The following is a 22,835-nucleotide window of genomic DNA, read 5'->3' on the forward strand; positions in this document are numbered from 1 at the left end:
GTTTAACTAAAAAAGTACAAATTTTATATGATAAAAGAAGCAGGTAAAACAATCGGTGGCCAAGTTATTATCTGCTGTTTGATCATATTTTTTACAACAGGCCAGGCATATAAATCATCGGCCCAGATTTTGACCACAGGCGTTTTGCCGCAAGACAGGATTGTGGGCAAATGGATGTCTGAAGAAAAAAACGTGATGGTGCAGGTTTATAAAAATGGCGATAAATATGCGGCCAAATTAATCTGGTTTGATGATTCGGACGACAGATCTAAACCGATGAACACACGTGTGGACTATAAAAACCCGGACCCGGCATTGCGGAACAGAAAGCTGATCGGGATGGAAGTGGTTGATAATCTGGATTATAACCCATCAACCAACTCCTGGGAAAACGGTATGATTTACGATGCCAAAAGTGGGCGTACCTGGAGTTCGGCGGCAAGCATCACCAGTAAAGGTGTTTTAAAAGTTACCGGCTACTGGCATTTTAAATTTCTGGGCAAAAGCATGATTTTTGATCGAAAATAAATGATGCTTCTTTTATCGGTATAAAATCAGTATAAATTTCTTTTAAGCTGATTTAAAAACGAATTATCATTTTTGATGTTCAAACATGAAAATAATACGATAAAAGAAGCATTATATGAATATCCCTCAAACCATTACCATTGCCGGCAAAAGCAAGCATCCAATCACCGTAAAACGTTTTGGCTATGGCACCATGCGCCTTCCGGGCGAAGGTGTTTACGGCGAACCGGCAAACCGGCCAAACGCTTTAAACATTTTAAAACAGGCCGTTAAAAGCGGCGTCAACTTTTTAGACACGGCCGATTATTACGGCGAAGATGTGACCAACCGTTTAATCGAAGAAGCTTTATATCCTTATCCTGATGGCTTAGTGATTTGTACTAAAGTTGGAGGCGCGCGTAAACCCGATAAAAGCTGGATTCCGTTCAACAGTCCGGAAAATCTGCGTACCAGCGTCGAAAACAATCTCCGCACATTAAAAATTGATCAAATTAAACATCTGCGAAGCGAACGAAATCCCGCTGATCCCATATTTTTCACTGCTTAATTCTCTGGGGAAAAAAGATACGCGTATTGCTGAAATGGCCAAAAAATACCAGGTAAACGAAGCACAGATCAATTTGGCCTGGATGCTGCATTATTCACCTTGGATATTGCCGATTCCCGGCACTTCATCTTTAGCTCATTTTGAAGAAAATCTGAAAGCTGTTGATATAAAATTAACAGATGAAGATATGGAATACCTGAAATAAAGATTTTTACATTGCCTGGCTGGTCAGTTTTTGGCCGGTTGGGCATAAGTTTAGCAGCACACATTGCGTGCAGGCCGGTTTGTAATGGAAGCATGTTTTTTGTCCATGGCGCATCATAACCTGATGGTTGTTATATACTTCCTGCGCGGTAAAATCCGGCGGCAACAATTTTTCTAAAACCTGATGTGCTTTGGCTTCCCCGATTTTTGCATCAATAATCCCTAATCGTGCCGCAACTCTGAAATGGTGCGAATCTACCGGTAAAGCTTTTCCGCGTAATGTACTGAAAGACAACACGGCAGCACTTGTTTTCGGGCCAACGCCTGGCAATTCTTCCAGCCATTTACGCGCGGCCGGTACATCCAGATCAGCCAGAAAATCTAAGTTTAATGTACCGCAACGCTCTGCAACCAAACGCAAAACCTGTTGCAAACGCGGTGCTTTTTGCTCCGGCCAGGTGCAGGGTTTAATTGCGGATTCTACAGCATCAATCGGCGCATCTTTCACCACTTCCCAGGAACCAAAAGTATTGCATAAATTATCAAAAGCCTGCCTGGAATCTTTGTTTTTGGTCCGATGTGATAAAAATGAAGAAACCAGTTCGCTCATCGGGTCCAAATCATGAAAATATTTAATTTGGCTGCCATAAACAGCCGATAACTGATGATGGATTTCCAGTACAAACTCTTTTTTATCAGGTATAACGATCAGCATAAATCGGATTTTACTTCTATAAATTTTAAATCACTCATAAAAATATTGCCAGTTTAACAAGTTATTTTATTTATAGGTTTGAAGGATACATCAAAATTTATGGCATAAAAAAAGCTGCTTCAACATGAAGCAGCTTTAAACTATTTTGTGTTGATAAAACTATGATTTCTTTTCCGGTGCTTTACCAATCAAATCCATAAACTGCTCCAGTTTTGGCGTGATGATAATTTGCGTGCGCCTGTTTTTTATCTTACCAGCTTCGGTAGAATTGTCCGCTATCGGATTGTACTCGCCGCGGCCGCCGGCAGTCAAACGTTTCGGGTCAACATTGTAAGTATTTTGCAACGCCTGTACCACAGAAGATGCTCTTAAAGTGCTTAAATCCCAGTTGTTACGGATGTTTTTCCCAGTGATCGGAACATTATCGGTATTGCCTTCAACCAGCACATCATAATTGCTGTAATCTTTAATAATCTTCGCAATTTTACTAAGTGTTTCTCCGGATTGGGCCGAAATTTCATAACTACCGGATTTGTACAACATGTTATCAGAAAGCGAAATGTAAACCACGCCTTTTAACACCTGCACATCAACATCTTTCATTTCGCTTTGGCTTAACGAGCGCGTTAAGTTGTTGGTTAACACCAAATTAAGAGAATCACTTTTGTTCTTAGTGTTCACCAATTGTTGGATGTATTTGTTGGAACTGTTGATCTCGTCAACTAATTTAGAGATATTAACATTTCCCTGACTGCTGCTGTTTAAGGCCTTGCTCAATGCGTCCTGCAACGATTTCGAGTTTGCTTTTTCAGAGGCCAGCTGCTCTTCCAAACTGGCCACGCGATTAGTTAAAACAGCAACATTTCGCTCACTTAATAAATATTTGCCGTTCAAATCACGGGTATTATTATCAAGTTGGTTGTATCTGCCTTGCAGGTCCTGGTACTTTTTAGTGCTGACACAGCCTTGGGACATTACGGCAATTAAGAACAGCATCGGGATAAAACGATTGAATTTCATAAATTTATGCTTTAGATTAAATAGGTAAAGAACGGGTTTTTAACGGAATATATCTGTAAAAAGTTTTTTACGTCGGAAATTGAGGCCATTACTTTGGCGGAAGGATGTTTAAGATGCTGCTTTTATCGCCATAAAATTGGTGAAAGCAATTATTTTTTCATCGAATTTTCTTTCAGCCAGCTTTGTACAGTTTCCAAAGTATGATTGCCGGAAGCAACAGAGATAATAAAATCGGTTAAAATTTGATTGGTTATAGAATCGGTGAACTGGTAACCGTTAATTTTGAGAAACAATAATCCGGCTTCAAACTCAGTTCTTTTATTTCTATCAGAAAAAACATGGTTTGCAATGATGTTGAAAAGATAAACGCCTGCTTTATCGAAAATAGATTGATACAGCGGTTGGCCGAATATTTCGGCATGTACGGCATCTATCAGATAATCTAAAGCGGACTCATTTAATAAATTATTCGGCGGAACGAAGTTACCTCCGTGCTGGGAAACAGTAAGCTGATTAATTGTGATTATCTGCTTTTTAGCAAGGTACAACATCAGGCTAAAGCCTTAAAAGTAGCGTCGTACTTCGCAAAATCTTCTTTTACTAAACGCTCAAATTCAGCTTCTTCCAGTAAAAGTAAGCTTTTCAAGGTTTCTTTTTCTTTTGGAGGAAGTGTATTTACTATTTCTAAAACTTCCTCAGCGGTGTAAGCGTGTTGTGCATCCATGATTTTTAATTTATGTTGTAAATTTAATAAATATTTTTTATGATGAGTTTCGGCAAGAAAGCAGTATATTGTTTAAAATAATATTATTTTTTTTAAGGCATAGTTTTAAATAGAAGCTATTTTTGGAAGATCAAGCGAATGCTTTATTTAAATTTTACATCATAATCAATGTCGTTAAATATAAAATTTATAGAAGGGGAGATCATCGACCAGTATTTGTATGATGAAAATACCACACGCCCGTGGATTATTGGATTTAGTGGTGGGAAGGATTCTACCATGTTGCTCCAATTAGTTTGGACAGCGATCAGTAAAATAGATGGGATTTTAAGGCAGCGTGAGATACACATAGTTTGCAATGACACCTTGGTAGAAAATCCTAAAATTGTGAAAAATATCAACTCCACGCTCTCAAAAATTCAAAAAGCAGCGGTGGAGCAAGATCTGCCAATTTTTGTGCATCAAACAACCCCGCGGTTAGAAGATACCTTTTGGGTGAAATTATTGGGCAAAGGCTATCCTGCACCAAACAACACTTTTCGTTGGTGTACAGATCGTTTGAAAATTAATCCGACTACCCAATTTATTTTGAACAAGGTAAGCGAAAAAGGAGAAGCAATTATACTTTTAGGTACTCGGTCTGATGAGAGCTCCACACGTGCAAAATCAATTAAAAAGCATGAGATAAAGGGTAGTCGATTACGAAAACATGTGCTGCCAAATGCTTATGTTTACGCACCAATTAAAGACATTACTATTGACGAGTTATGGCAATATCTGTTACAGGTTAACCCGCCGTGGGGAGGTACAAACCGGGATTTAATAACGCTTTATAGAAATGCAACCGGTGGTGATTGCCCATTAGTTATCGATGTAACAACGCCATCCTGTGGCAACAGCCGTTTCGGCTGCTGGGTATGTACAGTTGTTAAAAAAGATAAATCCATGGAAGCCTTGATTGATAATGGCGACGAATGGATGGAGCCACTAATGGAATTTCGCGAGTTACTCGTTGAACATCGTGATGACCCAACTTGGCGTGATACAAAAAGGCGCAACGGATTAGATGGAATTGGACCATACTTGCCCGAGAAGCGAGCTGAAATGCTGGAAAAGCTCTTATTAGCTCAAAAAGCAGTTCAAGAAACCCAACCGGAGGTTCAGCTAATTTCTAACCAGGAAATAGTGGCTATCCAGCTTGCCTGGTATCGCGATTATTATTTTAAAAGAAAAGCTTCTGATATTTACAACAGCATTTATAAAACTCAAATTGATATGAGTAAGAAGGTTGCAAAAATGCAGCAAGAATTGGATATACTTAAAGAAGTGTGTAATGGTGATGAGAATCAAGTTCAGTTAATTCAAGAGCTATTAACATTGCAGAAGTCTAAATCTTTAATGCTGAAAAAGCGTGGATTACAAAGTGATATAGAAAGACGCATTGAAAAAGAATTAAATTTTTAAACTGTTTAAGAATAATTATGCAATGCTTCTTTTATCATGCAAAAATCAATATGCAGTATTATTTATAAAATAGCTTGTCAATTTTTAGGTGATAAAAGAAGTATGCATTTTGAACCAAAGATAAATAGCCTTCAACTTTACCTATTATAATTGCAATAATATTGTGGCAGAAGAATTATCAAAATATCTATCATATTTAAAAAACTCAGAATAGATAGAGCACATGGAATAGCACCACATAAGCCACTAATGCTTTTGTCAGTATTGCAAGCTTTCTCCCAGAAATTATATTTAAGTTCCAAAATTTATATTACACCAGAATTAGTTGCATTATTTAAAACTAATTGGAGTCTGTTGGTTACCTCAAATCATGATTGCAATTTTGCTTTGCCATTTTATCATTTAACAAGTGATAAGTTTTGGTTCTTACAAGCAAAGCCTGGATTTGAAAGTTTCTTGCAAATCAAAACTTCAATGCGAAGTTTTTCTAATCTTAATGCAGCAGTTGATTATGCATTTGTTGAAGATGATCTTTTCAAACTTATAACAAATGAAAAAGATAATGTTGTATTACTACTCTTTTTATTAGATGAATATTTTCCAGAGACAAAAAACAACTTTGCTAATTCTATTCCTGATCAGCAAAAGTTACTTAATAATTTGGAGAATAAAATCTTGAAAGAAGATGCGGTTGAATATCGAACCGAGATAAGAAAGTTAATCCAACAAAAAGACGAAGAGGAAATATTTTTGAGAGGAAGTTTATTCAAAAGAGAAATTCCCAAAATTTATAACAATACATGCTGTATTTCTGGTATGAGAATAGACAGCACAATTAACGTATCTATGATTGATGCTTGCCATATTGTTCCATTTAGTGAAAGTTACGCTGATACAATTTCAAATGGTATTGCGCTTTGTCCGAATCTTCATAGAGCTTTTGATCGCGGTTTAATTTCGATTGGCGATAATTATGAAGTTATAGTAAAAGATACTTTCTCTGAAGAATTATCTACAAATTATTTTATACTTCCTTTTCACGGTAAACAAATTAATTTACCTAATAAAATTGAAGATTTTCCTTCTTCCGAAAATCTTTCTTATCATAGAAAAAAGTTTAACTTTTAATTGTAAATTTCTAACCTTTTTAAACCTTATCATAAATGAAATTTACTTGGATTCCTTTTTTAGATAATTTATATACTTCTTTTAGTACAATAAATACCGAAAGTCTAATAGAATATAAGAACCTATTCAAGTTTTATCAAGAAGGAAAATAATGTTTTTTACAGATAGAATCTGATATTGGTCAATTTCTATTAGTTCTAAATATTCACAATTATATGTGACAAATTAAAGATGAAAATTAATTAAATTATTTTTTGAATAGGCTTATTAGGAATTATTTATTTTTAAATATCGAATTTAGTATGATACCCAATTTACAGTTTTACTCCATCTATTTAAGTAATCACTTCAAAATAAAATCTCAAATTGCTGCTTATTTTTTGGATTTGAATGAAGATCAAACAAATAGTTTTCTATATGAATCAGGTTTAACCGTAAACCACATAGAATTTATAAAGACTATAAAAATAGATTTAATTCAAGCATTTTATCAGTCTGTTGAATCTTTATTTGGTTTAATGAGCGGATTGGAAAACTTGGATTCTAATAGAAATATTCCTGACTATTTGATCAATGCCAAAATTGGAGATCTGCACAATTTTATATCTTCTTTTGAAAAATTCGATTTTTGCTATGAGTATCTCTCAAACAAAGACACGGAGATAAATGGGAAAACTTATTCTAAAGTAGAAGTGATATTTTATTTTATTACTCTTGTTATTTCTGATTTTCCTAACACGAATCTTAACCAAATACTTGATGAAAAAAATGTTAAAGGTATTGCGCATATTTTATTCAGTATCGCGAATGCATTTAATAGAGAAGCACATAATTCAATAAAGCATGGGCTAAGATGTATGTTAATTGATAAATTGAACATTAGTGTTAATATTCCCGATAGTGATAATTCTGAACCACTTGAAATACCAGAAGATTTTACAAATTTTGCTGGTCAAAAGGATGTTTTATTGTATTACACAAAAGGACCAAAAGGAGACAACGTGGCAACAGTAGTATGTGTGCCAATTAATATTAAGCATATTTTATACTTAGAAAATTCCCTCAACCTATTAATGGCTAATATGATGGATCAAAGAGATATAGTTTTTGGAAAGGAAAAACCAGATACCTTTCAATGCAGTATTTTTGATTATGATGATTTGATTAAGAATAAATTTGATTCCAATTCGAATTTTAAGTCAATACGTTTTGGTAGTCCACAGTAATACTTCTTTTACCACCCTAAAATTCTTTTTCCCTCAAACCCTTGATTATCAAAATTAAACTTGCTATTTTTGCAGTCCTTTTAATATAAGGAAAATACTGTAAACATTTAAAAGCAAAAATGCCTACTATTCAGCAATTAGTTAGAAAAGGTAGAGTAGCTATGGTTGACAAGAGTAAGTCGCCAGCGTTGGACAGCTGTCCACAGCGAAGAGGTGTGTGCACACGTGTGTACACCACTACCCCTAAAAAACCAAACTCAGCCATGCGTAAAGTTGCCCGTGTCCGTTTAACCAACGGAAAAGAGGTAAATGCGTATATCCCCGGCGAAGGCCACAACTTGCAGGAACACTCGATCGTATTGATCCGTGGTGGCCGTGTGAAAGATTTGCCAGGCGTTCGTTACCACATTATCCGTGGTGCGTTGGATACTTCAGGTGTTGCTGGCCGTAATCAGCGTCGTTCTAAATACGGAACAAAACGTCCGAAACCAGGTCAGGCAGCTGCTCCGGCCAAAGGTGCACCAGCTAAGAAAAAGAAATAACTAACCGAGGATAGCAAGCAATGAGAAAGTCAAAACCAAAAAAGAGAATCATTCTTCCTGATCCAAAGTTCAATGATACTTTGGTGACCAGGTTTGTAAATAACATGATGTATGACGGTAAAAAATCTACCGCTTATGCAATTTTCTATGATGCAGTTGAACTGGTTGAAAAACGGACAAGCGAAAGCGGTTTGGATACCTGGAAAAAAGCATTGAACAATGTAATGCCTGCTGTAGAAGTTAAATCCCGCCGTGTTGGTGGTGCCAACTTTCAGGTACCTACAGAAGTTAGGCCGGAGCGTAAAATCGCTTTGGGCATGAAATGGCTGATCAGCTATTCACGGCGTCGCGGAGAAAAAACGATGATGGAAAAATTAGCCGGTGAAATTATTTCTGCTGCAAAAGGCGAAGGTTCCGCAGTGAAAAAGAAAGAAGATACGCACAAGATGGCTGAAGCCAATAAGGCATTCTCCCATTTTCGTTTCTAATGAAAATTAGAGCGGGGAGCGAAGATAAAAGAGCGAAAATATTAGCGTCGCTCTTCACGCTTTACTCTTCGCTCCAACATAAACAAAAATGTCAAGAGATTTAAAATATACAAGAAACATTGGGATTGCCGCTCACATCGATGCCGGTAAAACAACTACTACCGAGCGTATTCTGTATTATTCTGGTGTTAGCCACAAAATTGGTGAAGTGCACGAAGGTGCTGCAACGATGGATTGGATGGCGCAAGAGCAGGAGCGTGGTATTACTATTACTTCGGCTGCCACAACAGTAGATTGGAAATATAGAGGACAAACTTATCACATCAATATAATTGATACACCAGGACACGTAGATTTCACCGTTGAGGTGAATCGTTCTTTGCGTGTATTGGATGGTTTGGTTTTCCTGTTTTCTGCGGTTGATGGTGTTGAGCCACAATCAGAAACCAATTGGAGGTTAGCTAACAATTATAACGTTGCCCGTATCGGTTTTGTTAATAAAATGGATCGTTCCGGAGCCGACTTCTTAAAAGTTGTTAAGCAGGTGAAAACCATGCTGGGCAGTAATGCCGTTCCTTTGCAATTGCCAATTGGTGCAGAAGAAGGTTTTAAAGGTGTTATCGATTTAATTAACTTCCGTGGTATTGTTTGGAATGAGCACGATAAAGGTATGACCTTTACCGAAGTTCCTATTCCGGAAGATATGGTCGAAGAAGCAACTGAGTGGAGAGAAAAACTGCTTGAATCTGTAGCAGAATATGACGAAACATTGATGGAGAAATTTTTCGATGCGCCGGAAACCATTACAGAACGTGAAGTTTTAGATGCTTTGCGTAAGGCTGTTTTAGATGCTAAAATTGTTCCAATGGTTTGTGGTTCATCTTTCAAAAATAAAGGTGTGCAAACCATGCTGGATTATGTGATGGAATTATTGCCATCCCCAATGGATGTAGAAGGTATCGTGGGTACAAACCCGGATACTGGCGAAGAAGTTTTGCGTAAACCAGATGTTAAAGAACCATTTGCAGCTTTAGCGTTTAAAATTGCAACCGACCCTTTTGTTGGCCGTTTGTGCTTTATCCGCGTTTATTCTGGTAACCTAGAAGCTGGTTCCTACGTGCACAATATGCGTTCTGACAATAAAGAGCGTATTTCACGTATCTTCCAAATGCACGCTAATAAGCAAAACCCAATCCCGAACGTAGGTGCAGGTGATATTGCTGCGGTTGTTGGTTTTAAAGATATCAAAACCGGAGATACGCTATGTGATGAAAAACATCCGATTATCTTAGAATCGATGAATTTCCCTGAGCCGGTTATTGGCTTGGCCATCGAACCAAAAACCCAGGCTGACGTTGACAAACTGGGAATGGCTTTAGGTAAATTAGCTGAAGAAGACCCAACTTTTCGTGTAAATACAGATGAAGAAACCGGTCAAACGGTAATTTCAGGTATGGGCGAGCTTCATTTGGATATTATTATGGACCGCTTAAAACGCGAATTCAAGGTTGAAGTTAATCAAGGCGCGCCACAAGTTGCTTACAAAGAATCTATCACTGGTACTACACAGCACCGTGAAACTTACAAAAAACAAACTGGTGGCCGTGGTAAATTTGCGGATATTCAAATCATTATTTCCCCTAATGATGAAGGTAAAGCTGGTTTACAGTTTGTAAATGAAATTTCCGGCGGTTCTATTCCGCGTGAATTTATTCCATCTGTAGAAAAAGGATTTGCAGCTGCAATGGCAAACGGTGTTTTAGCAGGTTATCCTTTACAGGATATGAAAGTCCGTTTAATCGACGGATCGTTTCACGCAGTCGATTCGGATGCTTTATCTTTTGAAATCTGTGCACGTTCTGCTTATCGCGAAGCATTGCCAAAATGTAAACCGGTTTTGATGGAGCCGATCATGAAAATCGAAATCCTGACTCCGGAAGAAAACATGGGCGACGTAATTGGTGACATGAACCGTCGTCGTGGCCAGCTTTTAGGTATGGATTCCCGCGCCGGTGCCCAGGTAATCAAAGCTACAGTGCCATTGTCAGAAATGTTTGGTTATGTAACGCAATTACGTACTATTACTTCCGGCCGTGCAACTTCTACAATGGAATTTGACCACTATGAACCAGCTCCGCGCAACGTACAAGATGAAGTGATTGCCAAAGTAAAAGGCAAAGTACACGCTTAAATTTAGGTGCTAAAAACAGCATCAACATAAATTAACTTATTGTATAACCGTAACTAATAGCTCTTACGGTTATACTTTACAAAAAAACAAAATGAGCCAAAGAATCAGAATCAAACTAAAATCCTACGATTACAATCTGGTAGATAAATCTGCCGAAAAAATTGTAAAAACAGTAAAGCCGACTGGTGCCGTAGTTAGCGGTCCGCTTCCTTTACCAACAGAAAAGAAAATTTTTACAGTGTTGCGTTCGCCGCACGTAAATAAAAAGGCACGTGAACAATTTCAGTTATGTTCTTACAAACGCTTGCTGGACATCTACAGCTCCAACTCCAAAACAGTTGATGCGTTGATGAAGCTGGAATTGCCAAGCGGTGTTGAAGTAGAAATCAAAGTGTGAGACAATGCTTCTTTTAGCACACAAAAAAGACCGGTTCTTTTCAGGCCGGTCTTTTTTTATTATACAGAAATTTACCCTGTAAAAACAGCATTAATATTCGGGGTTACCAGTGATTTCTTCCAGCTTGTTCCTCACGGTTTGCAAATCACGCGAAAGCTTTTTTTCCTTATCGTTTGCTTTGGTTTTATAACCTTTATATTCTTCTTCCAAATCATTGTACAATTTAGTGCGGTAATGGGCTTCCTTTCGTGCACTTCCTGAAAGAAAAATAACTATCGCCGCCAGTGCGCCCAGCGCAATAACCAAACCCCACATAATGGTATTGTAAGTAGCTTTTGCAACATGCATCCCCAAAAAACCAATGCTGTTTACTTGGGCAGTGGTTTCGTTCAGATTTTGCTCTTTGGTGTTTACATCGGTTTGTAAAGCATTCAAATTTTTGGTTTGTGCCAATAATTTGCTTTGCATTGCAGCTAAATTCTTTCGCTGAAAGCGCAACGAATCCTGTACGCTTTTGTAAAATGTGGCAATCATCGGTTGCTGATAATGATAAACTTTGCCCATGATAAACTGATACTGGCCGCCAATACTCCTGTCTGTACTTACTGCAATCTGGCCAGGGACAAGTTGTTGTGCCGCAACTGTTGCATTTGGTTTGGCCAATATAGTTTTAACTGCAGGAGCTGGCCTTACTTTGCTTCTAAGAGAATCTTGCGCATAAGTAGCTGACAGAAAAGCAGATAAGATTATAATCTGTAATAAACGTAATGCTGTTTTTAGTGGCATAAAAGAAGCTTTAAGTAGATAGTAAATTTTTTTCGCCAGTATAATAATTTTCTGCCAACGATTGCAAACGAATATAGCAATCATCTTTAAAAATTTTTAATAATTATCTTCGCCGTATGGTTATAGGTTTTATTGGTTTGGGCGATATGGGCAAACTATATGCAAAAGCATTTGCCCAAAAGGGCCTCGAAGTTTGTGGAAGCGACTTGCCGCATCATTTTGAAACATTGTCTGAAGAATTAAGGCCGCATCAAATTAAGGTATTTCAGGATGGAAGGGAAACTGCCCAAAACAGCGATTTACTGATTTTTTCTGTTGAAACCGACCGCATAAAAGAAGTAGTGGCAAGATACGCACCCTATGCAAAATCCGGTGCTATAGTGGCCGGGCAAACCTCTGTAAAACATCCTGAAATTGCAGCTTTTGAAGAGTTTTTGCCTGCCGATACATATATCATAACGATTCATGCTTTGCACGGGCCCGGTTTTGTGCCAAAAGGACAAAAGCTGGTTGTAATCCCACATCGTTGCGAGCCACAAACGTATCAAACTATGCTTAATACCTTAGCTGTGCTGGAAGCAGATCTGGTGGAAATGGAATATCATCAGCATGATAAAATCGTTGCTGATACACAGGCCGTTACGCACGTTGGTTTTGAAAGTATGGGAACTGCCTGCGCAACAGCCGGGTTTTATCCCTGGGAAAGTGCTGCCTATATTGGTGGAATCGATAATGTGAAAATCTTGATCATGCTCCGGATTTTTAGTTATAAAGCACACGTTTATGCAGGTTTGGCCATCTTAAACCCGTACGCCAAACAGCAGGTAAAACAATATGCCGTTTCAGAATCCGAATTGTTTAAGCTGATGATCCAGGAGGATGAAAAAGAACTGCGCAAACGATTGTACTTGGCACGGGATTTTGTTTTTCACGAAAGCCGTAAACCGATCTTACTCGATGATGCGGTGATGAAAGAGTTTTCGTTATCTGCAAATTCAGATCAACGGAAACCCAATTCTCATTTAAGTATTTTGAGTATGGTGGATGCATGGAACAAATTACAAATCAACCCTTACGACAACCTGATTTGCCAAACGCCACCGTTCCGTTTACGCTTGGGTATTGCCGAGTATCTGTTTAAAAACGAAGAATTGTTGGAAGAATCCATCCAAACAGCTTTATACGATAAAACCATTCGGGGCGATGACTTGGAGTTTCATTCTGCTGTACGGGATTGGTCGGCCATCATTAATTACGGTGATATTGAAGGATATAAACTGCATTTTAATCATACCCAAAACTTTTTTAAAGACAGGTTGGAACATGGCCGGCATCAAAGCGCGAAAATGATAAAACGATTGATGAAAGATTGATAAGCTGTTTCAGATTTCTTTCAGTAAGATAACGATGCTTCTTTTACCCTATAAAAATTGGTTGCTGCACCAATAAAAAACTTAACCCCGCCATTTTTTAGTCGATAAAAGAAGTACATTAAAAATTATGAACAAAAAAATTTAAACAGGATGAGCTAAAATGCCTCTTTTACCGGTATAAATTTGGTAAGTATAATCAGTGCATTTATAAATTAGTTGTCTGCTAAAAGAAGTATTAACGTGTAATACCACAAGCCTCAATCATCATAAGAAATAACAAAAAATATATTTCTTAACTATTTGATAATTAATCAAACATTCCTATCTTTGCCGTCCCGAAAAGGGGAAAAAGTCTTGAACGAAGCCCTACTGCTACGATGGACTAAGCAACTTAATAAAGAAAATGTCAGGAATTATTGGTAAAAAAGTAGGAATGACCAGCATTTTCGATGAAGCAGGGAAAAATATTCCTTGTACGGTAATCGAAGCTGGCCCCTGTGTTGTTACGCAGGTTAAATCTGTAGAAACAGACGGATATGCTGCTGTTCAGTTGGCATATGATGAGAAAAAAGAAAAAAATACTTCAGGTCCGTTAAAAGGTCATTTTTCTAAAGCGGGCACTACTCCAAAGAAAAAGCTTGTTGAGTTTACAACTTTTCAGGATCAAAAAACACTGGGCGATACGATTACAGTTGAGCTTTTTGTAGCCGGAGACTTTGTAGATGTTGTAGGAACATCAAAAGGTAAGGGTTTTCAAGGGGTTGTAAAACGTCATGGTTTCGGTGGTGTTGGTATGCAAACGCACGGTCAGCACAACCGTTTAAGGGCTCCGGGTTCGCTGGGTGCATCTTCTTGGCCTTCACGTGTATTTAAAGGTATGCGCATGGCCGGGCAAACTGGCAACAGTCGTATTAAAGTTCAGAATCTGGAAGTTTTGAAAGTTTACACTGAACAAAATTTATTAGTAGTAAAAGGTTCTGTGCCTGGTGCTAAAGGTTCATTCGTAATTATCGATAAGTAATGGAAGTAGTAGTATTAAATGTTTCAGGACAAGAAACTGGTGCCCGGGTGCAACTTCCTGATTCGGTATTTGGTGTTGAGCCTAACGATCATGCCATCTATTTAGATGTAAAACAATACCTGGCAAATCAACGCCAGGGAACACATAAAGCTAAACAACGTAATGAAATTGCCGGTTCTACCCGGAAATTACACAAACAAAAAGGAACAGGCGGTGCCCGTGCTGGTAGTGTTAAGTCTCCTTTATTTAACGGTGGTGGTCGTGTTTTCGGTCCTCAGCCTCGTGATTATAGTTTTAAACTGAACAAGAAATTAAAATCATTAGCACGTAAGTCCGCTTTGTCATATAAAGCAATAGAAAATCATATTGTGGTATTGGAGGATTTTAACTTTGATTCTATTAAAACTAAAAACTATATTAATTTGGTGGCTGGTTTGAACTTTTTAAATGAGAAAACCTTATTGGTTTTGCCAGCTGCAAACAACAATATTTATTTATCAAGCAGAAATATCAAAAAAGCAAAAGTCATAACTGCTGATCAATTGAACACTTACGATGTTTTGAATGCAGGAAAACTTCTGTTGACCGCTGGTTCTGTTAAAACTTTGGAGGAGGCATTAGCTAAGTAATATGGAAATTTTAAAGAAGCCACTACTTACAGAAAAAGTAACGCTGTTGACAGAAAAGTTTAACCGTTATGCTTTCAAGGTTGATCCGCGTGCCAACAAAATTCAAATAAAAGGAGCAGTTGAAGCTATGTATGGCGTTAACGTAGAAGCAGTAAACACAATGAGATATGCCGGAAAATTAAAAAGTCGTAATACTAAAGCAGGTTCTGTTTCTGGCAGGCCATCTAAATACAAAAAAGCTATTATTACTTTGAAAGATGGCGAAACGATCGATTTTTACAGTAACACTATCTAATTAAGAAAATGGCAGTTAAAAGATTTAAACCGGTTACTCCTGGTACCAGATTCAGAGTTGGAGGCGATTATTCAGATATTACGACTAATGTTCCTGAAAAATCCTTAGTAGTCTCACATAAAAAATCCGGTGGACGTAACCATTCTGGAAAAATGACAATCAGAAATGTTGGTGGAGGCCATAAAAAATCATACCGTTTGATTGACTTTAAACGTAATAAATTTGATATTCCGGCTATAGTTGCCACTATTGAATATGACCCAAACAGATCAGCGCGCATCGTTTTGTTAAATTATGTTGATGGCGAGAAAAGATACATGCTTGCCCCTGAAGGTATTCAAGTTGGTCAGACTGTTCTATCAGGGGATGCAGTAGCACCAGAAGTTGGAAATACGCTTCCTTTAAAAAATATTCCTTTAGGATCTATTATTCATAATATTGAATTGAATCCTGGTCAGGGTGGGATCATTGCAAGATCAGCCGGGACTTATGCACAGTTATCTGCACGTGATGGTAAGTATGCAATTATAAAACTGCCTTCAGGAGAAACCCGGATGATTTTAGCTACCTGTTTAGCTACTATCGGAACAGTTTCCAATTCTGAAAAAGCAAATGAAGTTTTAGGTAAAGCTGGTCGTAAACGTTGGTTAGGCCGTCGCCCAAGAGTTCGTGGTGTTGCAATGAACCCGGTTGATCACCCTATGGGAGGTGGTGAAGGTCGGGCTTCGGGTGGTCACCCACGTTCCAGAAAAGGATTATTGGCTAAAGGCTTTAAAACCCGTGATAAAAAGAAATCATCCGATCGTTACATCATTGAAAGAAGGAAAAAATAATGGCACGTTCAATTAAAAAAGGACCTTATATAGATCACAACCTGGAAAGAAAAGTTCTGACCTTGAATGATAGCAATAAGAAATCTGTAGTAAAAACATGGTCTCGTCGTTCAATGATTTCTCCGGATTTTGTTGGTCATACTTTTGCTGTACATAACGGCAATAAATTTATTCCTGTTTATGTTACAGAAAATATGGTTGGACATAAGTTAGGGGAATTTTCACCAACACGTACCTTTAGAGGTCATTCTGAAAAGAAAAAATAACCAGTAATGGAAGCAACAACAAAAATTAAAAAGTCTGTATTGATCAGACAGCGCAAAGAGCAAAGTAAGGCTCAGCAAGGCGGAGCTTCTGCTGCTAAGTTGCAAAATTGCCCCACCTCGCCTCGAAAAATGCGTTTGGTAGTTGATTTGATCAGAGGAGAAAATGTAGAAAAAGCTTTATACATTTTGAAATACACCAATAAAGAAGCAGCAATTAGAGTTGAAAAGCTTTTATTATCAGCCATCAAAAACTGGGAGTTAAAAAACGAAGGTAAGCGTGTAGAAGACAATGCCCTTTTTGTTAAGGAAATTTCAGTTGGAGGTGGTCGTCAATTAAAAAGGTTACGTCCGGCACCTCAGGGAAGAGGTTATCGTATTAGAAAACGTTCTAATCATGTAACTTTAATAGTAGATTCTAAAAATGATAATATATAATTTGTAATGGGACAAAAAGCACATCCAATAGGTAACAGGTTAGGAATCATCAGAGGCTGGGATTCTAACTGGTTCGGTGGCAATAATTACTCCGACAAATTAGTAGAAGATGAAAAAATTCGTAAATATCTTTCTGTACGTATTGCTAAAGGCGGCGTTGCTAAAGTAGTGATCGAACGTACACTAAAACGAATAACTGTAACAATTCATACTGCTCGTCCGGGTATTGTAATTGGTAAAGGGGGACAGGAAGTTGATAAGATTAAAGAAGAACTTAAGAAACTTACCAAAAAAGATATCCAAATTAATATTTTTGAAATTAAGCGTCCTGAACTCGATGCGCAATTAGTAGCAGAAGGTGTTGCTAAACAATTAGAGGCACGTATATCATTCCGTAGGGCAATGAAAACTACTATAGCTTCTACCATGCGCATGGGCGCAGAAGGTATTAAAATTATGTGTTCCGGTCGTTTAGGTGGTGCTGAAATGGCTCGTACAGAACAATATAAGGAGGGTAGGATTCCTTTGCACACTTTCCGCGCCGATATTGATTATGCTTTGGCTGAAGCTTTAACTACTTATGGTAAAATAGGTGTCAAAGTTTGGATATGCAAAGGTGAGGTTTATGGAAAGCGTGATCTTTCTCCAAATATTGGTGCAAACACAGGTACAAACGCTAAAAGCGGCCGTCCTGAAGGTTCTCCAGCTTATGGTGATCGTGATCGTAGAAATTCTGGTGGTGGAGATCGCAGAAACAATGATAGAAGATCAACTGGTGGAAACAATAATCCAAGAGGCAGTAATAATTCTAATCAAAGAGAAAACGGTGGCACATCTGGTGCAAGAAAAAGATAATCACATTCAAAACGTTATAGTTTTTTAATAAGATAAGTTAAAAATTAATGCTACAGCCAAAAAGAACGAAATTTAGGAAAATGCAAAAAGGCAGAATGAAAGGCATTGCTACCCGTGGTGCTGAACTTTCATTTGGTTCGTTTGGCATTAAATCTTTGGAACCGGCTTGGATTACAAGTCGTCAGATAGAATCTGCCCGAATTGCAGTTACTCGTTTTATGAAACGTGAAGGACAAGTTTGGATACGTATTTTCCCTGATAAACCTGTAACTAAAAAGCCTGCTGAGGTGCGTATGGGCAAAGGTAAAGGTGCTCCGGAGTATTGGGTAGCTGTTGTTAATCCAGGACGGATCATTTTTGAAGCAGAGGGTGTATCTTTGGAAACCGCAAAAGAAGCCATGCGTTTGGCAGCACAAAAATTGCCTGTTCAAACCAAGTTTGTGGTAAGAAGGGATTATGTAGAAACAGAGTAGTTAATCATCAATGTTGAATCCTGAAAGCACAGGCTCTTCAAGTGTAATCATATAGAAATGAAAAATTCAGAGATTTTAGAATTGTCTACCGAAGAACTTTCAGCTCGTCTATCAGAAGAAAGATTCGGTTTGACTAAATTAAAATTTGCGCACACAGTTTCCGCTATTGAAAATCCATCCCGTATTTCCAAAATTAAGAAAGATATAGCTCGTTTAAACACAGAAATTACTAAGCGCAAATCAACTTCAGCTTCTGAAACAATTTAATTATTAGAATCGAAATGGAAAGAAATTTAAGAAAAACTAGAACCGGTTTGGTTGTATCCAATAAAATGGATAAATCAATTGTGGTTTCTGTTGAGCGCAAAGTAAAACATCCGATTTATGGTAAGTTTGTAAAGAAGACTGCCAAATTTATGGCACATGATGAAGCGAATGTCTGCGGAATAGGGGATACAGTATCTATTATGGAAACCCGTCCTCTTAGCAAAAATAAAAATTGGAGATTGATTCAAATTATAGAAAAGGCTAAATAATGGTACAGCAAGAATCAAGATTAAATGTAGCTGATAATAGTGGTGCTAAAGAAGTGCTTGTAATACGTGTGCTTGGTGGAACCGGAAAAAGATATGCTTCTTTAGGCGACAAGATTGTAGTTACAGTAAAAAGTGCTTTGCCGTCTGGCAATGTAAAGAAAGGCACAGTTTCTAAAGCCGTCGTGGTCAGAACCAGCAAGGAAGTTAGAAGAAAAGATGGTTCTTATATTCGCTTCGATGATAATGCTGCTGTTCTTTTAAATAATCAGGATGAACCAAGAGGTACCCGCATTTTTGGGCCCGTAGCCAGAGAACTACGGGAAAAACAATACATGAAAATTGTGTCATTAGCACCAGAAGTATTATAACATGGAAAAGAAAAGTAATTCCCAGATTAAATTCAAACTTCGTAAAGGTGATCTGGTAAAAGTGATTTCAGGGGATTCGAAGGGGACTCAAGGCAAAATTACTGAAGTTATGTTAAGCAATAATCGTGCTATGGTTGAAGGTGCAAATATGGTTACTAAGCACACCAAACCTAACGCTTCAAATCCAAACGGTGGAATTATCAAGAAAGAATCTTCTATTCATATTTCAAATCTTGCCTTTGTTGACCCAAAAAGCGGTAATACAACACGCATTGGAAAGAAAAAAGATGTTAATGGTAAATTTGTAAGAATATCTAAGAAATCAGGAGAGGAAATAAAATAATGGCTTACATACCGAGATTAAAATCACAATATAAAGATGACATTCGCACTTCACTGAAAGATAAATTTCAATATAAAAGTGTAATGCAAGTTCCTAAACTGCAAAAAATTGCTATCAATCAAGGTGTTGGTGCTGCTACAACAGATAAAAAATTGATTGAAACAGCAATTACCGAGATGAGTACCATTACTGGTCAGCAAGCAGTTGCTTCTAAATCAAAAAAGGATATTTCAAATTTTAAATTACGTAAAGGTATGCCTGTAGGCGTACGTGTTACTTTACGTGATAATCATATGTATGAATTTTTGGATCGTTTAATTTCTGTAGCTTTGCCACGTATCCGTGATTTTAAGGGAATTAATGATAAAGGTTTTGATGGAAAAGGTAATTATACTTTAGGTATCACAGAACAAATTATTTTCCCTGAAATCAATATTGACAAAATCAATAAGATCATGGGTATGGATATTACATTTGTTACATCTGCAAAAAATGATATAGAAGCTTTAGAGCTTTTAAAATCATTTGGGTTACCTTTTAAAAATCAAAACATTCAACAACCACAATAATGGCTAAAGAAGGTGTAAAAGCTCGTGATATAAAACGTGCAAAAACTGTTGCTAAATATGCTGAAAAAAGAGCAGAATTAAAAGCTGCTGGTGATTATGTTGCTTTAGACAAATTACCCAAAAATGCTTCCCCTGTTCGTTTGCATAATCGTTGTAAGCTCACTGGTCGCCCGCGAGGTTATATGCGCCAGTTCGGTATTTCTCGTGTTACTTTTCGTGAAATGGCTTTATCTGGTAAAATTCCGGGAGTAAAAAAGGCAAGTTGGTAATACCAAATTTATAGTGTTAAAAGAAGTATGCTGTTTTTAGCATGTTAAAATCAAATTGATAATAGGTCAGTAGGAAAGTCCTACCAGATACCACTGTCATAATTTAAGTATTAAAATGAATACAGATCCAATTGCAGATTATCTTACAAGGGTAAGGAATGCAATCAAAGCTAACCATCGTGTTGTCGAAATTCCGGCATCTAATCTAAAAAAAGAAATTACTAAAGTTCTTTTTGATAAAGGTTATATTGCTAATTACAAATTTGAAGAGACTGCGCCTCAAGGTATTATTAAAGTAGCTTTAAAATATAATCCTGTTACTAAAATTTCTGCTATACGTAATTTGTCTCGTATTAGCAGGCCAGGATTAAGGAGATATGCAGGTGTGGAAAAAATGCCACGTGTGTTAAATGGTTTAGGCATTGCTATTTTATCTACTTCTAAAGGTGTAATGACTGATAAAGAAGCTAAAGTTAATAATATTGGTGGTGAGGTTTTATGTTATGTTTATTAATCGGAAGTATAAATCATGTCTAGAGTAGGAAAAGCTCCTGTTGCATTACCGGGTGGTGTCACAGTTTCTGTATCAAATGATAATCTGGTTACTATAAAAGGTCCAAAAGGATCATTAGTTCAACAAGTTGATAATGACATTAGTGTCGAACAAGTAGATGGTCAGATTTTGGTTAAACGTCCATCCGAACAAAAACGTCATAAAGCATTGCACGGCTTATACCGCTCACTGGTCAACAATATGGTCATAGGTGTAACTGTAGGATACAAATTAGAGCAAGAATTAGTGGGTGTTGGATATAGGGCTACCAATACAGGTAATACTTTAGACCTAGTTTTGGGCTATTCTCACCATTATGTGTTTGAGTTGCCTAAAGAGATTAAAGTTACAACTACAGCTGAGAAAGGTAAAAATCCAACAATTATACTTGAATCTATTGATAAACAATTATTAGGTCAGGTTGCAGCGAAAATCCGTTCCTTAAGGACGCCTGAACCCTATAAAGGCAAAGGGATCAAATTTGTTGGTGAACAGTTAAGAAGAAAAGCAGGTAAGTCTGCATCAAAAAAATAGTCATGTTAGGTAAATTATCAAGAAGAGAACGGATCAAAAAGGGAATTAGAAAAACTCTCTCAGGTTCAACAAACCGTCCCCGTTTATCGGTATTCAGAAGTAATAAAGGTATTTATGCTCAAGTCATTGATGATTTGTCGGGAAAGACATTAGCATCTGCATCTTCTTTATCAAAAGAATTTTCTGCTGAGGGTTCTAAGTCACAGCAATCAAATGCTGTTGGCAAAATGGTAGCAGAAAAAGCAATTGCTGCCGGAATAAAAGAAGTTGTTTTTGATCGAAATGGATACTTATATCATGGACGAATCAAATCATTGGCTGAAGGTGCACGAGAAGGTGGTTTAATATTTTAATTCAATTAGCAAATGTCAACTATTAATATAAAAAGGGTTAAAACAAGTGAGGTTGAACTAAAAGATCGCTTAGTAAGTATTCAACGTGTTGCCAAAGTAACTAAAGGAGGACGTACGTTTAGTTTTTCGGCTATTGTCGTTGTAGGAGATGAAAACGGAATTGTTGGTTATGGTTTGGGTAAGGCAAAAGAGGTAACTGAAGCAATTGCTAAAGGTATTGATGACGCAAAAAAGAACTTAGTTAAAGTGCCAATTATTAATGCTTCTATTCCACATGAACAAATTGGTAAATTTTCAGGTGGCTTTGTATTTATAAAACCAGCAGCAGTTGGAACAGGTGTTATTGCTGGAGGTGCAATGCGTGCAGTTTTGGAATCAGCCGGTGTCCATAATGTTCTTGCTAAATCTAAAGGTTCTTCAAACCCGCACAATGTTGTAAAAGCTACTGTTTCAGCATTATCGCAATTACGTGATGCTTATACAGTTGCTCAACAACGAGGCATTGAAGTAGGAAAAGTTTTTAACGGTTAAAATAAAATGGCTAAAATTAAAATCACACAGATCAAAAGCATTATCGAAAGAAGTGAGCGTCAAAAGTTGACCATGAAAGCTTTGGGTTTAAAAAAAATTAGTCAAAGTGTTGAATTAGAAGCGAATTCAGCTATCATAGGTATGATACGTTCTGTTAATCATTTAGTGGCTGTAGAAAATATTTAATATTATGAACTTAAGTAACTTAAAATCAGCATACGGCTCTACTAAAACCCGCAAACGTATAGGTAGAGGTACTGGCTCAGGTCGAGGTGGAACATCAACTCGCGGCCATAAAGGTGCTGGTTCCAGATCTGGAACTTCATCAAAGGTAGGTTTTGAAGGTGGTCAAATGCCTTTACAGCGTCGAGTTCCTAAAGTTGGGTTTAAAAACCCAAACCGAAAAGAATATGTAGGTATCAATTTGGATGTTTTGGAAGGATTAGCTGAAAAGCATAATCTTGCAACTATAAATATTGATGCTTTAAAATTATATGGCTTGGCTTCCAAAAATGATTTAATAAAAATTTTAGGTCGTGGTGAATTAAATGTTAAATTAGAAATAACAGCCCATGCCTTTACCGAAACGGCTCAAAAAGCAATCGAAGCAGTAGGTGGCATTGTAGTTAAGTTATAATT

General features: G+C 37.3%; 36 protein-coding genes. 31 read left to right on the plus strand and 5 right to left on the minus strand.

Translation table 11 applies throughout. The features are described 5' to 3' along the window. The first annotated feature begins 27 nt into the window (after window positions 1-27). The 3 genes from ACOFKR_RS03705 to ACOFKR_RS03715 all read left to right on the plus strand — a co-directional run bounded on the left by ACOFKR_RS03705 (window position 28) and on the right by ACOFKR_RS03715 (window position 1,280). Window positions 28-528, plus strand: a complete 501-nt coding sequence (locus ACOFKR_RS03705; protein ID WP_419802682.1) for a DUF2147 domain-containing protein — start codon at window positions 28-30, stop codon at window positions 526-528. A gap of 115 nt (window positions 529-643) precedes the next feature. Further along, the gene (locus ACOFKR_RS03710) at window positions 644-1,075 is read left to right on the plus strand and encodes an aldo/keto reductase (RefSeq protein ID WP_419802683.1); all 432 of its coding nucleotides are present in this window, start codon (window positions 644-646) and stop codon (window positions 1,073-1,075) included. Then, window positions 1,011-1,280: an aldo/keto reductase gene (locus tag ACOFKR_RS03715; RefSeq protein WP_419802684.1), complete on the plus strand. Its 270-nt coding sequence runs from the start codon at window positions 1,011-1,013 to the stop codon at window positions 1,278-1,280. The genes ACOFKR_RS03710 and ACOFKR_RS03715 overlap by 65 nt, the downstream gene beginning before the upstream one ends. A 6-nt stretch (window positions 1,281-1,286) precedes the next feature. On the opposite strand, the gene ACOFKR_RS03720 is transcribed toward ACOFKR_RS03715, so the two are convergent. From ACOFKR_RS03720 to ACOFKR_RS03735, 4 genes are all read right to left on the minus strand, one after another. Then, a complete protein-coding gene (locus ACOFKR_RS03720) occupies window positions 1,287-1,994 on the minus strand; it encodes an endonuclease III domain-containing protein (RefSeq protein WP_419802685.1) in 708 nt (235 codons plus the stop codon). A gap of 159 nt (window positions 1,995-2,153) precedes the next feature. Beyond that, on the minus strand, window positions 2,154-3,014 hold the full coding sequence (locus ACOFKR_RS03725; protein ID WP_419802686.1) for an OmpA/MotB family protein: 861 nt from the start codon (window positions 3,012-3,014) through the stop codon (window positions 2,154-2,156). 149 nt (window positions 3,015-3,163) lie between these two features. Beyond that, window positions 3,164-3,565 (minus strand): type II toxin-antitoxin system death-on-curing family toxin, encoded by a 402-nt coding sequence (locus tag ACOFKR_RS03730; RefSeq protein WP_419802687.1) that lies wholly within the window; start codon window positions 3,563-3,565, stop codon window positions 3,164-3,166. Next, entirely contained in the window at window positions 3,565-3,738 is a 174-nt protein-coding gene (locus ACOFKR_RS03735) for a hypothetical protein (protein ID WP_419802688.1), read from the minus strand. The genes ACOFKR_RS03730 and ACOFKR_RS03735 overlap by 1 nt, the downstream gene beginning before the upstream one ends. Before the next feature lie 168 nt (window positions 3,739-3,906). Here ACOFKR_RS03735 and dndC point away from each other — a divergent pair, with 168 nt between their 5' ends. The 7 genes from dndC to rpsJ all read left to right on the plus strand — a co-directional run bounded on the left by dndC (window position 3,907) and on the right by rpsJ (window position 11,174). Further along, entirely contained in the window at window positions 3,907-5,202 is a 1,296-nt protein-coding gene (gene dndC / locus ACOFKR_RS03740; protein WP_419802689.1) for a DNA phosphorothioation system sulfurtransferase DndC, read from the plus strand. 249 nt (window positions 5,203-5,451) lie between these two features. Further along, window positions 5,452-6,330 carry an HNH endonuclease gene (locus ACOFKR_RS03745; protein WP_419802690.1) on the plus strand — a complete coding sequence of 293 codons (879 nt, stop codon included), beginning with the start codon at window positions 5,452-5,454 and terminating at the stop codon, window positions 6,328-6,330. A 302-nt stretch (window positions 6,331-6,632) separates the two neighbouring features. Next, a complete protein-coding gene (locus tag ACOFKR_RS03750; RefSeq protein ID WP_419802691.1) occupies window positions 6,633-7,556 on the plus strand; it encodes a hypothetical protein in 924 nt (307 codons plus the stop codon). 119 nt (window positions 7,557-7,675) lie between these two features. After that, complete coding sequence (gene rpsL / locus ACOFKR_RS03755; RefSeq protein WP_419802692.1) at window positions 7,676-8,098, plus strand: 30S ribosomal protein S12; 423 nt, start codon at window positions 7,676-7,678, stop codon at window positions 8,096-8,098. Between the two features lie 20 nt (window positions 8,099-8,118). Further along, complete coding sequence (gene rpsG, locus ACOFKR_RS03760; RefSeq protein WP_174290437.1) at window positions 8,119-8,586, plus strand: 30S ribosomal protein S7; 468 nt, start codon at window positions 8,119-8,121, stop codon at window positions 8,584-8,586. 88 nt (window positions 8,587-8,674) lie between these two features. Further along, window positions 8,675-10,777 carry an elongation factor G gene (gene fusA, locus ACOFKR_RS03765; RefSeq protein WP_419802693.1) on the plus strand — a complete coding sequence of 701 codons (2,103 nt, stop codon included), beginning with the start codon at window positions 8,675-8,677 and terminating at the stop codon, window positions 10,775-10,777. A 91-nt stretch (window positions 10,778-10,868) separates the two neighbouring features. Next, on the plus strand, window positions 10,869-11,174 hold the full coding sequence (gene rpsJ, locus ACOFKR_RS03770; protein WP_022830652.1) for a 30S ribosomal protein S10: 306 nt from the start codon (window positions 10,869-10,871) through the stop codon (window positions 11,172-11,174). Between the two features lie 90 nt (window positions 11,175-11,264). Here the strand turns inward: rpsJ and ACOFKR_RS03775 are convergent, their stop codons facing one another. Then, complete coding sequence (locus ACOFKR_RS03775) at window positions 11,265-11,960, minus strand: hypothetical protein (RefSeq protein ID WP_419802694.1); 696 nt, start codon at window positions 11,958-11,960, stop codon at window positions 11,265-11,267. A gap of 116 nt (window positions 11,961-12,076) precedes the next feature. Between ACOFKR_RS03775 and ACOFKR_RS03780 the strand changes: the two genes are divergently transcribed. The 21 genes from ACOFKR_RS03780 to rplO all read left to right on the plus strand — a co-directional run bounded on the left by ACOFKR_RS03780 (window position 12,077) and on the right by rplO (window position 22,833). After that, window positions 12,077-13,333, plus strand: a complete 1,257-nt coding sequence (locus tag ACOFKR_RS03780; RefSeq protein WP_419802695.1) for an NAD(P)-binding domain-containing protein — start codon at window positions 12,077-12,079, stop codon at window positions 13,331-13,333. 403 nt (window positions 13,334-13,736) lie between these two features. After that, window positions 13,737-14,354: a 50S ribosomal protein L3 gene (gene rplC / locus ACOFKR_RS03785; RefSeq protein WP_419802696.1), complete on the plus strand. Its 618-nt coding sequence runs from the start codon at window positions 13,737-13,739 to the stop codon at window positions 14,352-14,354. Then, complete coding sequence (rplD, locus tag ACOFKR_RS03790; RefSeq protein ID WP_419802697.1) at window positions 14,354-14,983, plus strand: 50S ribosomal protein L4; 630 nt, start codon at window positions 14,354-14,356, stop codon at window positions 14,981-14,983. The genes rplC and rplD overlap by 1 nt, the downstream gene beginning before the upstream one ends. Window position 14,984: 1 nt before the next feature. Beyond that, on the plus strand, window positions 14,985-15,278 hold the full coding sequence (gene rplW, locus ACOFKR_RS03795) for a 50S ribosomal protein L23 (protein ID WP_419802698.1): 294 nt from the start codon (window positions 14,985-14,987) through the stop codon (window positions 15,276-15,278). A gap of 8 nt (window positions 15,279-15,286) precedes the next feature. Then, window positions 15,287-16,111 (plus strand): 50S ribosomal protein L2, encoded by an 825-nt coding sequence (gene rplB, locus ACOFKR_RS03800; RefSeq protein WP_419802699.1) that lies wholly within the window; start codon window positions 15,287-15,289, stop codon window positions 16,109-16,111. Further along, complete coding sequence (gene rpsS / locus ACOFKR_RS03805) at window positions 16,111-16,377, plus strand: 30S ribosomal protein S19 (protein ID WP_174290448.1); 267 nt, start codon at window positions 16,111-16,113, stop codon at window positions 16,375-16,377. The genes rplB and rpsS overlap by 1 nt, the downstream gene beginning before the upstream one ends. Before the next feature lie 6 nt (window positions 16,378-16,383). Next, a complete protein-coding gene (gene rplV, locus ACOFKR_RS03810) occupies window positions 16,384-16,812 on the plus strand; it encodes a 50S ribosomal protein L22 (protein ID WP_419802700.1) in 429 nt (142 codons plus the stop codon). Window positions 16,813-16,818: 6 nt separating this feature from the next. Then, window positions 16,819-17,667: a 30S ribosomal protein S3 gene (gene rpsC, locus ACOFKR_RS03815; RefSeq protein WP_419802701.1), complete on the plus strand. Its 849-nt coding sequence runs from the start codon at window positions 16,819-16,821 to the stop codon at window positions 17,665-17,667. Window positions 17,668-17,714: 47 nt separating this feature from the next. Further along, window positions 17,715-18,140: a 50S ribosomal protein L16 gene (gene rplP / locus ACOFKR_RS03820; RefSeq protein ID WP_419802702.1), complete on the plus strand. Its 426-nt coding sequence runs from the start codon at window positions 17,715-17,717 to the stop codon at window positions 18,138-18,140. 57 nt (window positions 18,141-18,197) lie between these two features. After that, window positions 18,198-18,407, plus strand: a complete 210-nt coding sequence (gene rpmC, locus ACOFKR_RS03825; RefSeq protein WP_419802703.1) for a 50S ribosomal protein L29 — start codon at window positions 18,198-18,200, stop codon at window positions 18,405-18,407. Window positions 18,408-18,421: 14 nt separating this feature from the next. Beyond that, window positions 18,422-18,676, plus strand: coding sequence for a 30S ribosomal protein S17 (rpsQ, locus tag ACOFKR_RS03830; protein WP_419802704.1), 255 nt, complete (start codon window positions 18,422-18,424; stop codon window positions 18,674-18,676). Continuing rightward, on the plus strand, window positions 18,676-19,044 hold the full coding sequence (gene rplN / locus ACOFKR_RS03835; protein WP_419802705.1) for a 50S ribosomal protein L14: 369 nt from the start codon (window positions 18,676-18,678) through the stop codon (window positions 19,042-19,044). The genes rpsQ and rplN overlap by 1 nt, the downstream gene beginning before the upstream one ends. A gap of 1 nt (window position 19,045) precedes the next feature. Beyond that, window positions 19,046-19,387 carry a 50S ribosomal protein L24 gene (rplX, locus tag ACOFKR_RS03840; protein WP_419802706.1) on the plus strand — a complete coding sequence of 114 codons (342 nt, stop codon included), beginning with the start codon at window positions 19,046-19,048 and terminating at the stop codon, window positions 19,385-19,387. Next, complete coding sequence (gene rplE, locus ACOFKR_RS03845; RefSeq protein WP_419802707.1) at window positions 19,387-19,956, plus strand: 50S ribosomal protein L5; 570 nt, start codon at window positions 19,387-19,389, stop codon at window positions 19,954-19,956. Before rplX ends, rplE begins: the two co-directional genes overlap by 1 nt. Next, window positions 19,956-20,225 (plus strand): 30S ribosomal protein S14, encoded by a 270-nt coding sequence (gene rpsN / locus ACOFKR_RS03850; RefSeq protein ID WP_419802708.1) that lies wholly within the window; start codon window positions 19,956-19,958, stop codon window positions 20,223-20,225. The genes rplE and rpsN overlap by 1 nt, the downstream gene beginning before the upstream one ends. A 115-nt stretch (window positions 20,226-20,340) precedes the next feature. Next, window positions 20,341-20,739, plus strand: a complete 399-nt coding sequence (gene rpsH, locus ACOFKR_RS03855; protein ID WP_419802709.1) for a 30S ribosomal protein S8 — start codon at window positions 20,341-20,343, stop codon at window positions 20,737-20,739. A gap of 15 nt (window positions 20,740-20,754) precedes the next feature. After that, complete coding sequence (gene rplF / locus ACOFKR_RS03860; protein ID WP_419802710.1) at window positions 20,755-21,312, plus strand: 50S ribosomal protein L6; 558 nt, start codon at window positions 20,755-20,757, stop codon at window positions 21,310-21,312. A 2-nt stretch (window positions 21,313-21,314) separates the two neighbouring features. After that, the gene (rplR, locus tag ACOFKR_RS03865) at window positions 21,315-21,665 is read left to right on the plus strand and encodes a 50S ribosomal protein L18 (RefSeq protein WP_419802711.1); all 351 of its coding nucleotides are present in this window, start codon (window positions 21,315-21,317) and stop codon (window positions 21,663-21,665) included. A gap of 12 nt (window positions 21,666-21,677) precedes the next feature. After that, window positions 21,678-22,196 carry a 30S ribosomal protein S5 gene (rpsE, locus tag ACOFKR_RS03870; protein ID WP_419802712.1) on the plus strand — a complete coding sequence of 173 codons (519 nt, stop codon included), beginning with the start codon at window positions 21,678-21,680 and terminating at the stop codon, window positions 22,194-22,196. A gap of 6 nt (window positions 22,197-22,202) precedes the next feature. Beyond that, complete coding sequence (rpmD, locus tag ACOFKR_RS03875; RefSeq protein WP_419802713.1) at window positions 22,203-22,382, plus strand: 50S ribosomal protein L30; 180 nt, start codon at window positions 22,203-22,205, stop codon at window positions 22,380-22,382. Window positions 22,383-22,386: 4 nt separating this feature from the next. Beyond that, the gene (gene rplO, locus ACOFKR_RS03880) at window positions 22,387-22,833 is read left to right on the plus strand and encodes a 50S ribosomal protein L15 (protein WP_419802714.1); all 447 of its coding nucleotides are present in this window, start codon (window positions 22,387-22,389) and stop codon (window positions 22,831-22,833) included. The last annotated feature ends 2 nt before the right edge of the window (window positions 22,834-22,835 follow it).

The sequence above is a fragment of the Mucilaginibacter sp. genome, from assembly GCF_965201005.1.
Lineage (GTDB): Bacteria > Bacteroidota > Bacteroidia > Sphingobacteriales > Sphingobacteriaceae > Mucilaginibacter_A.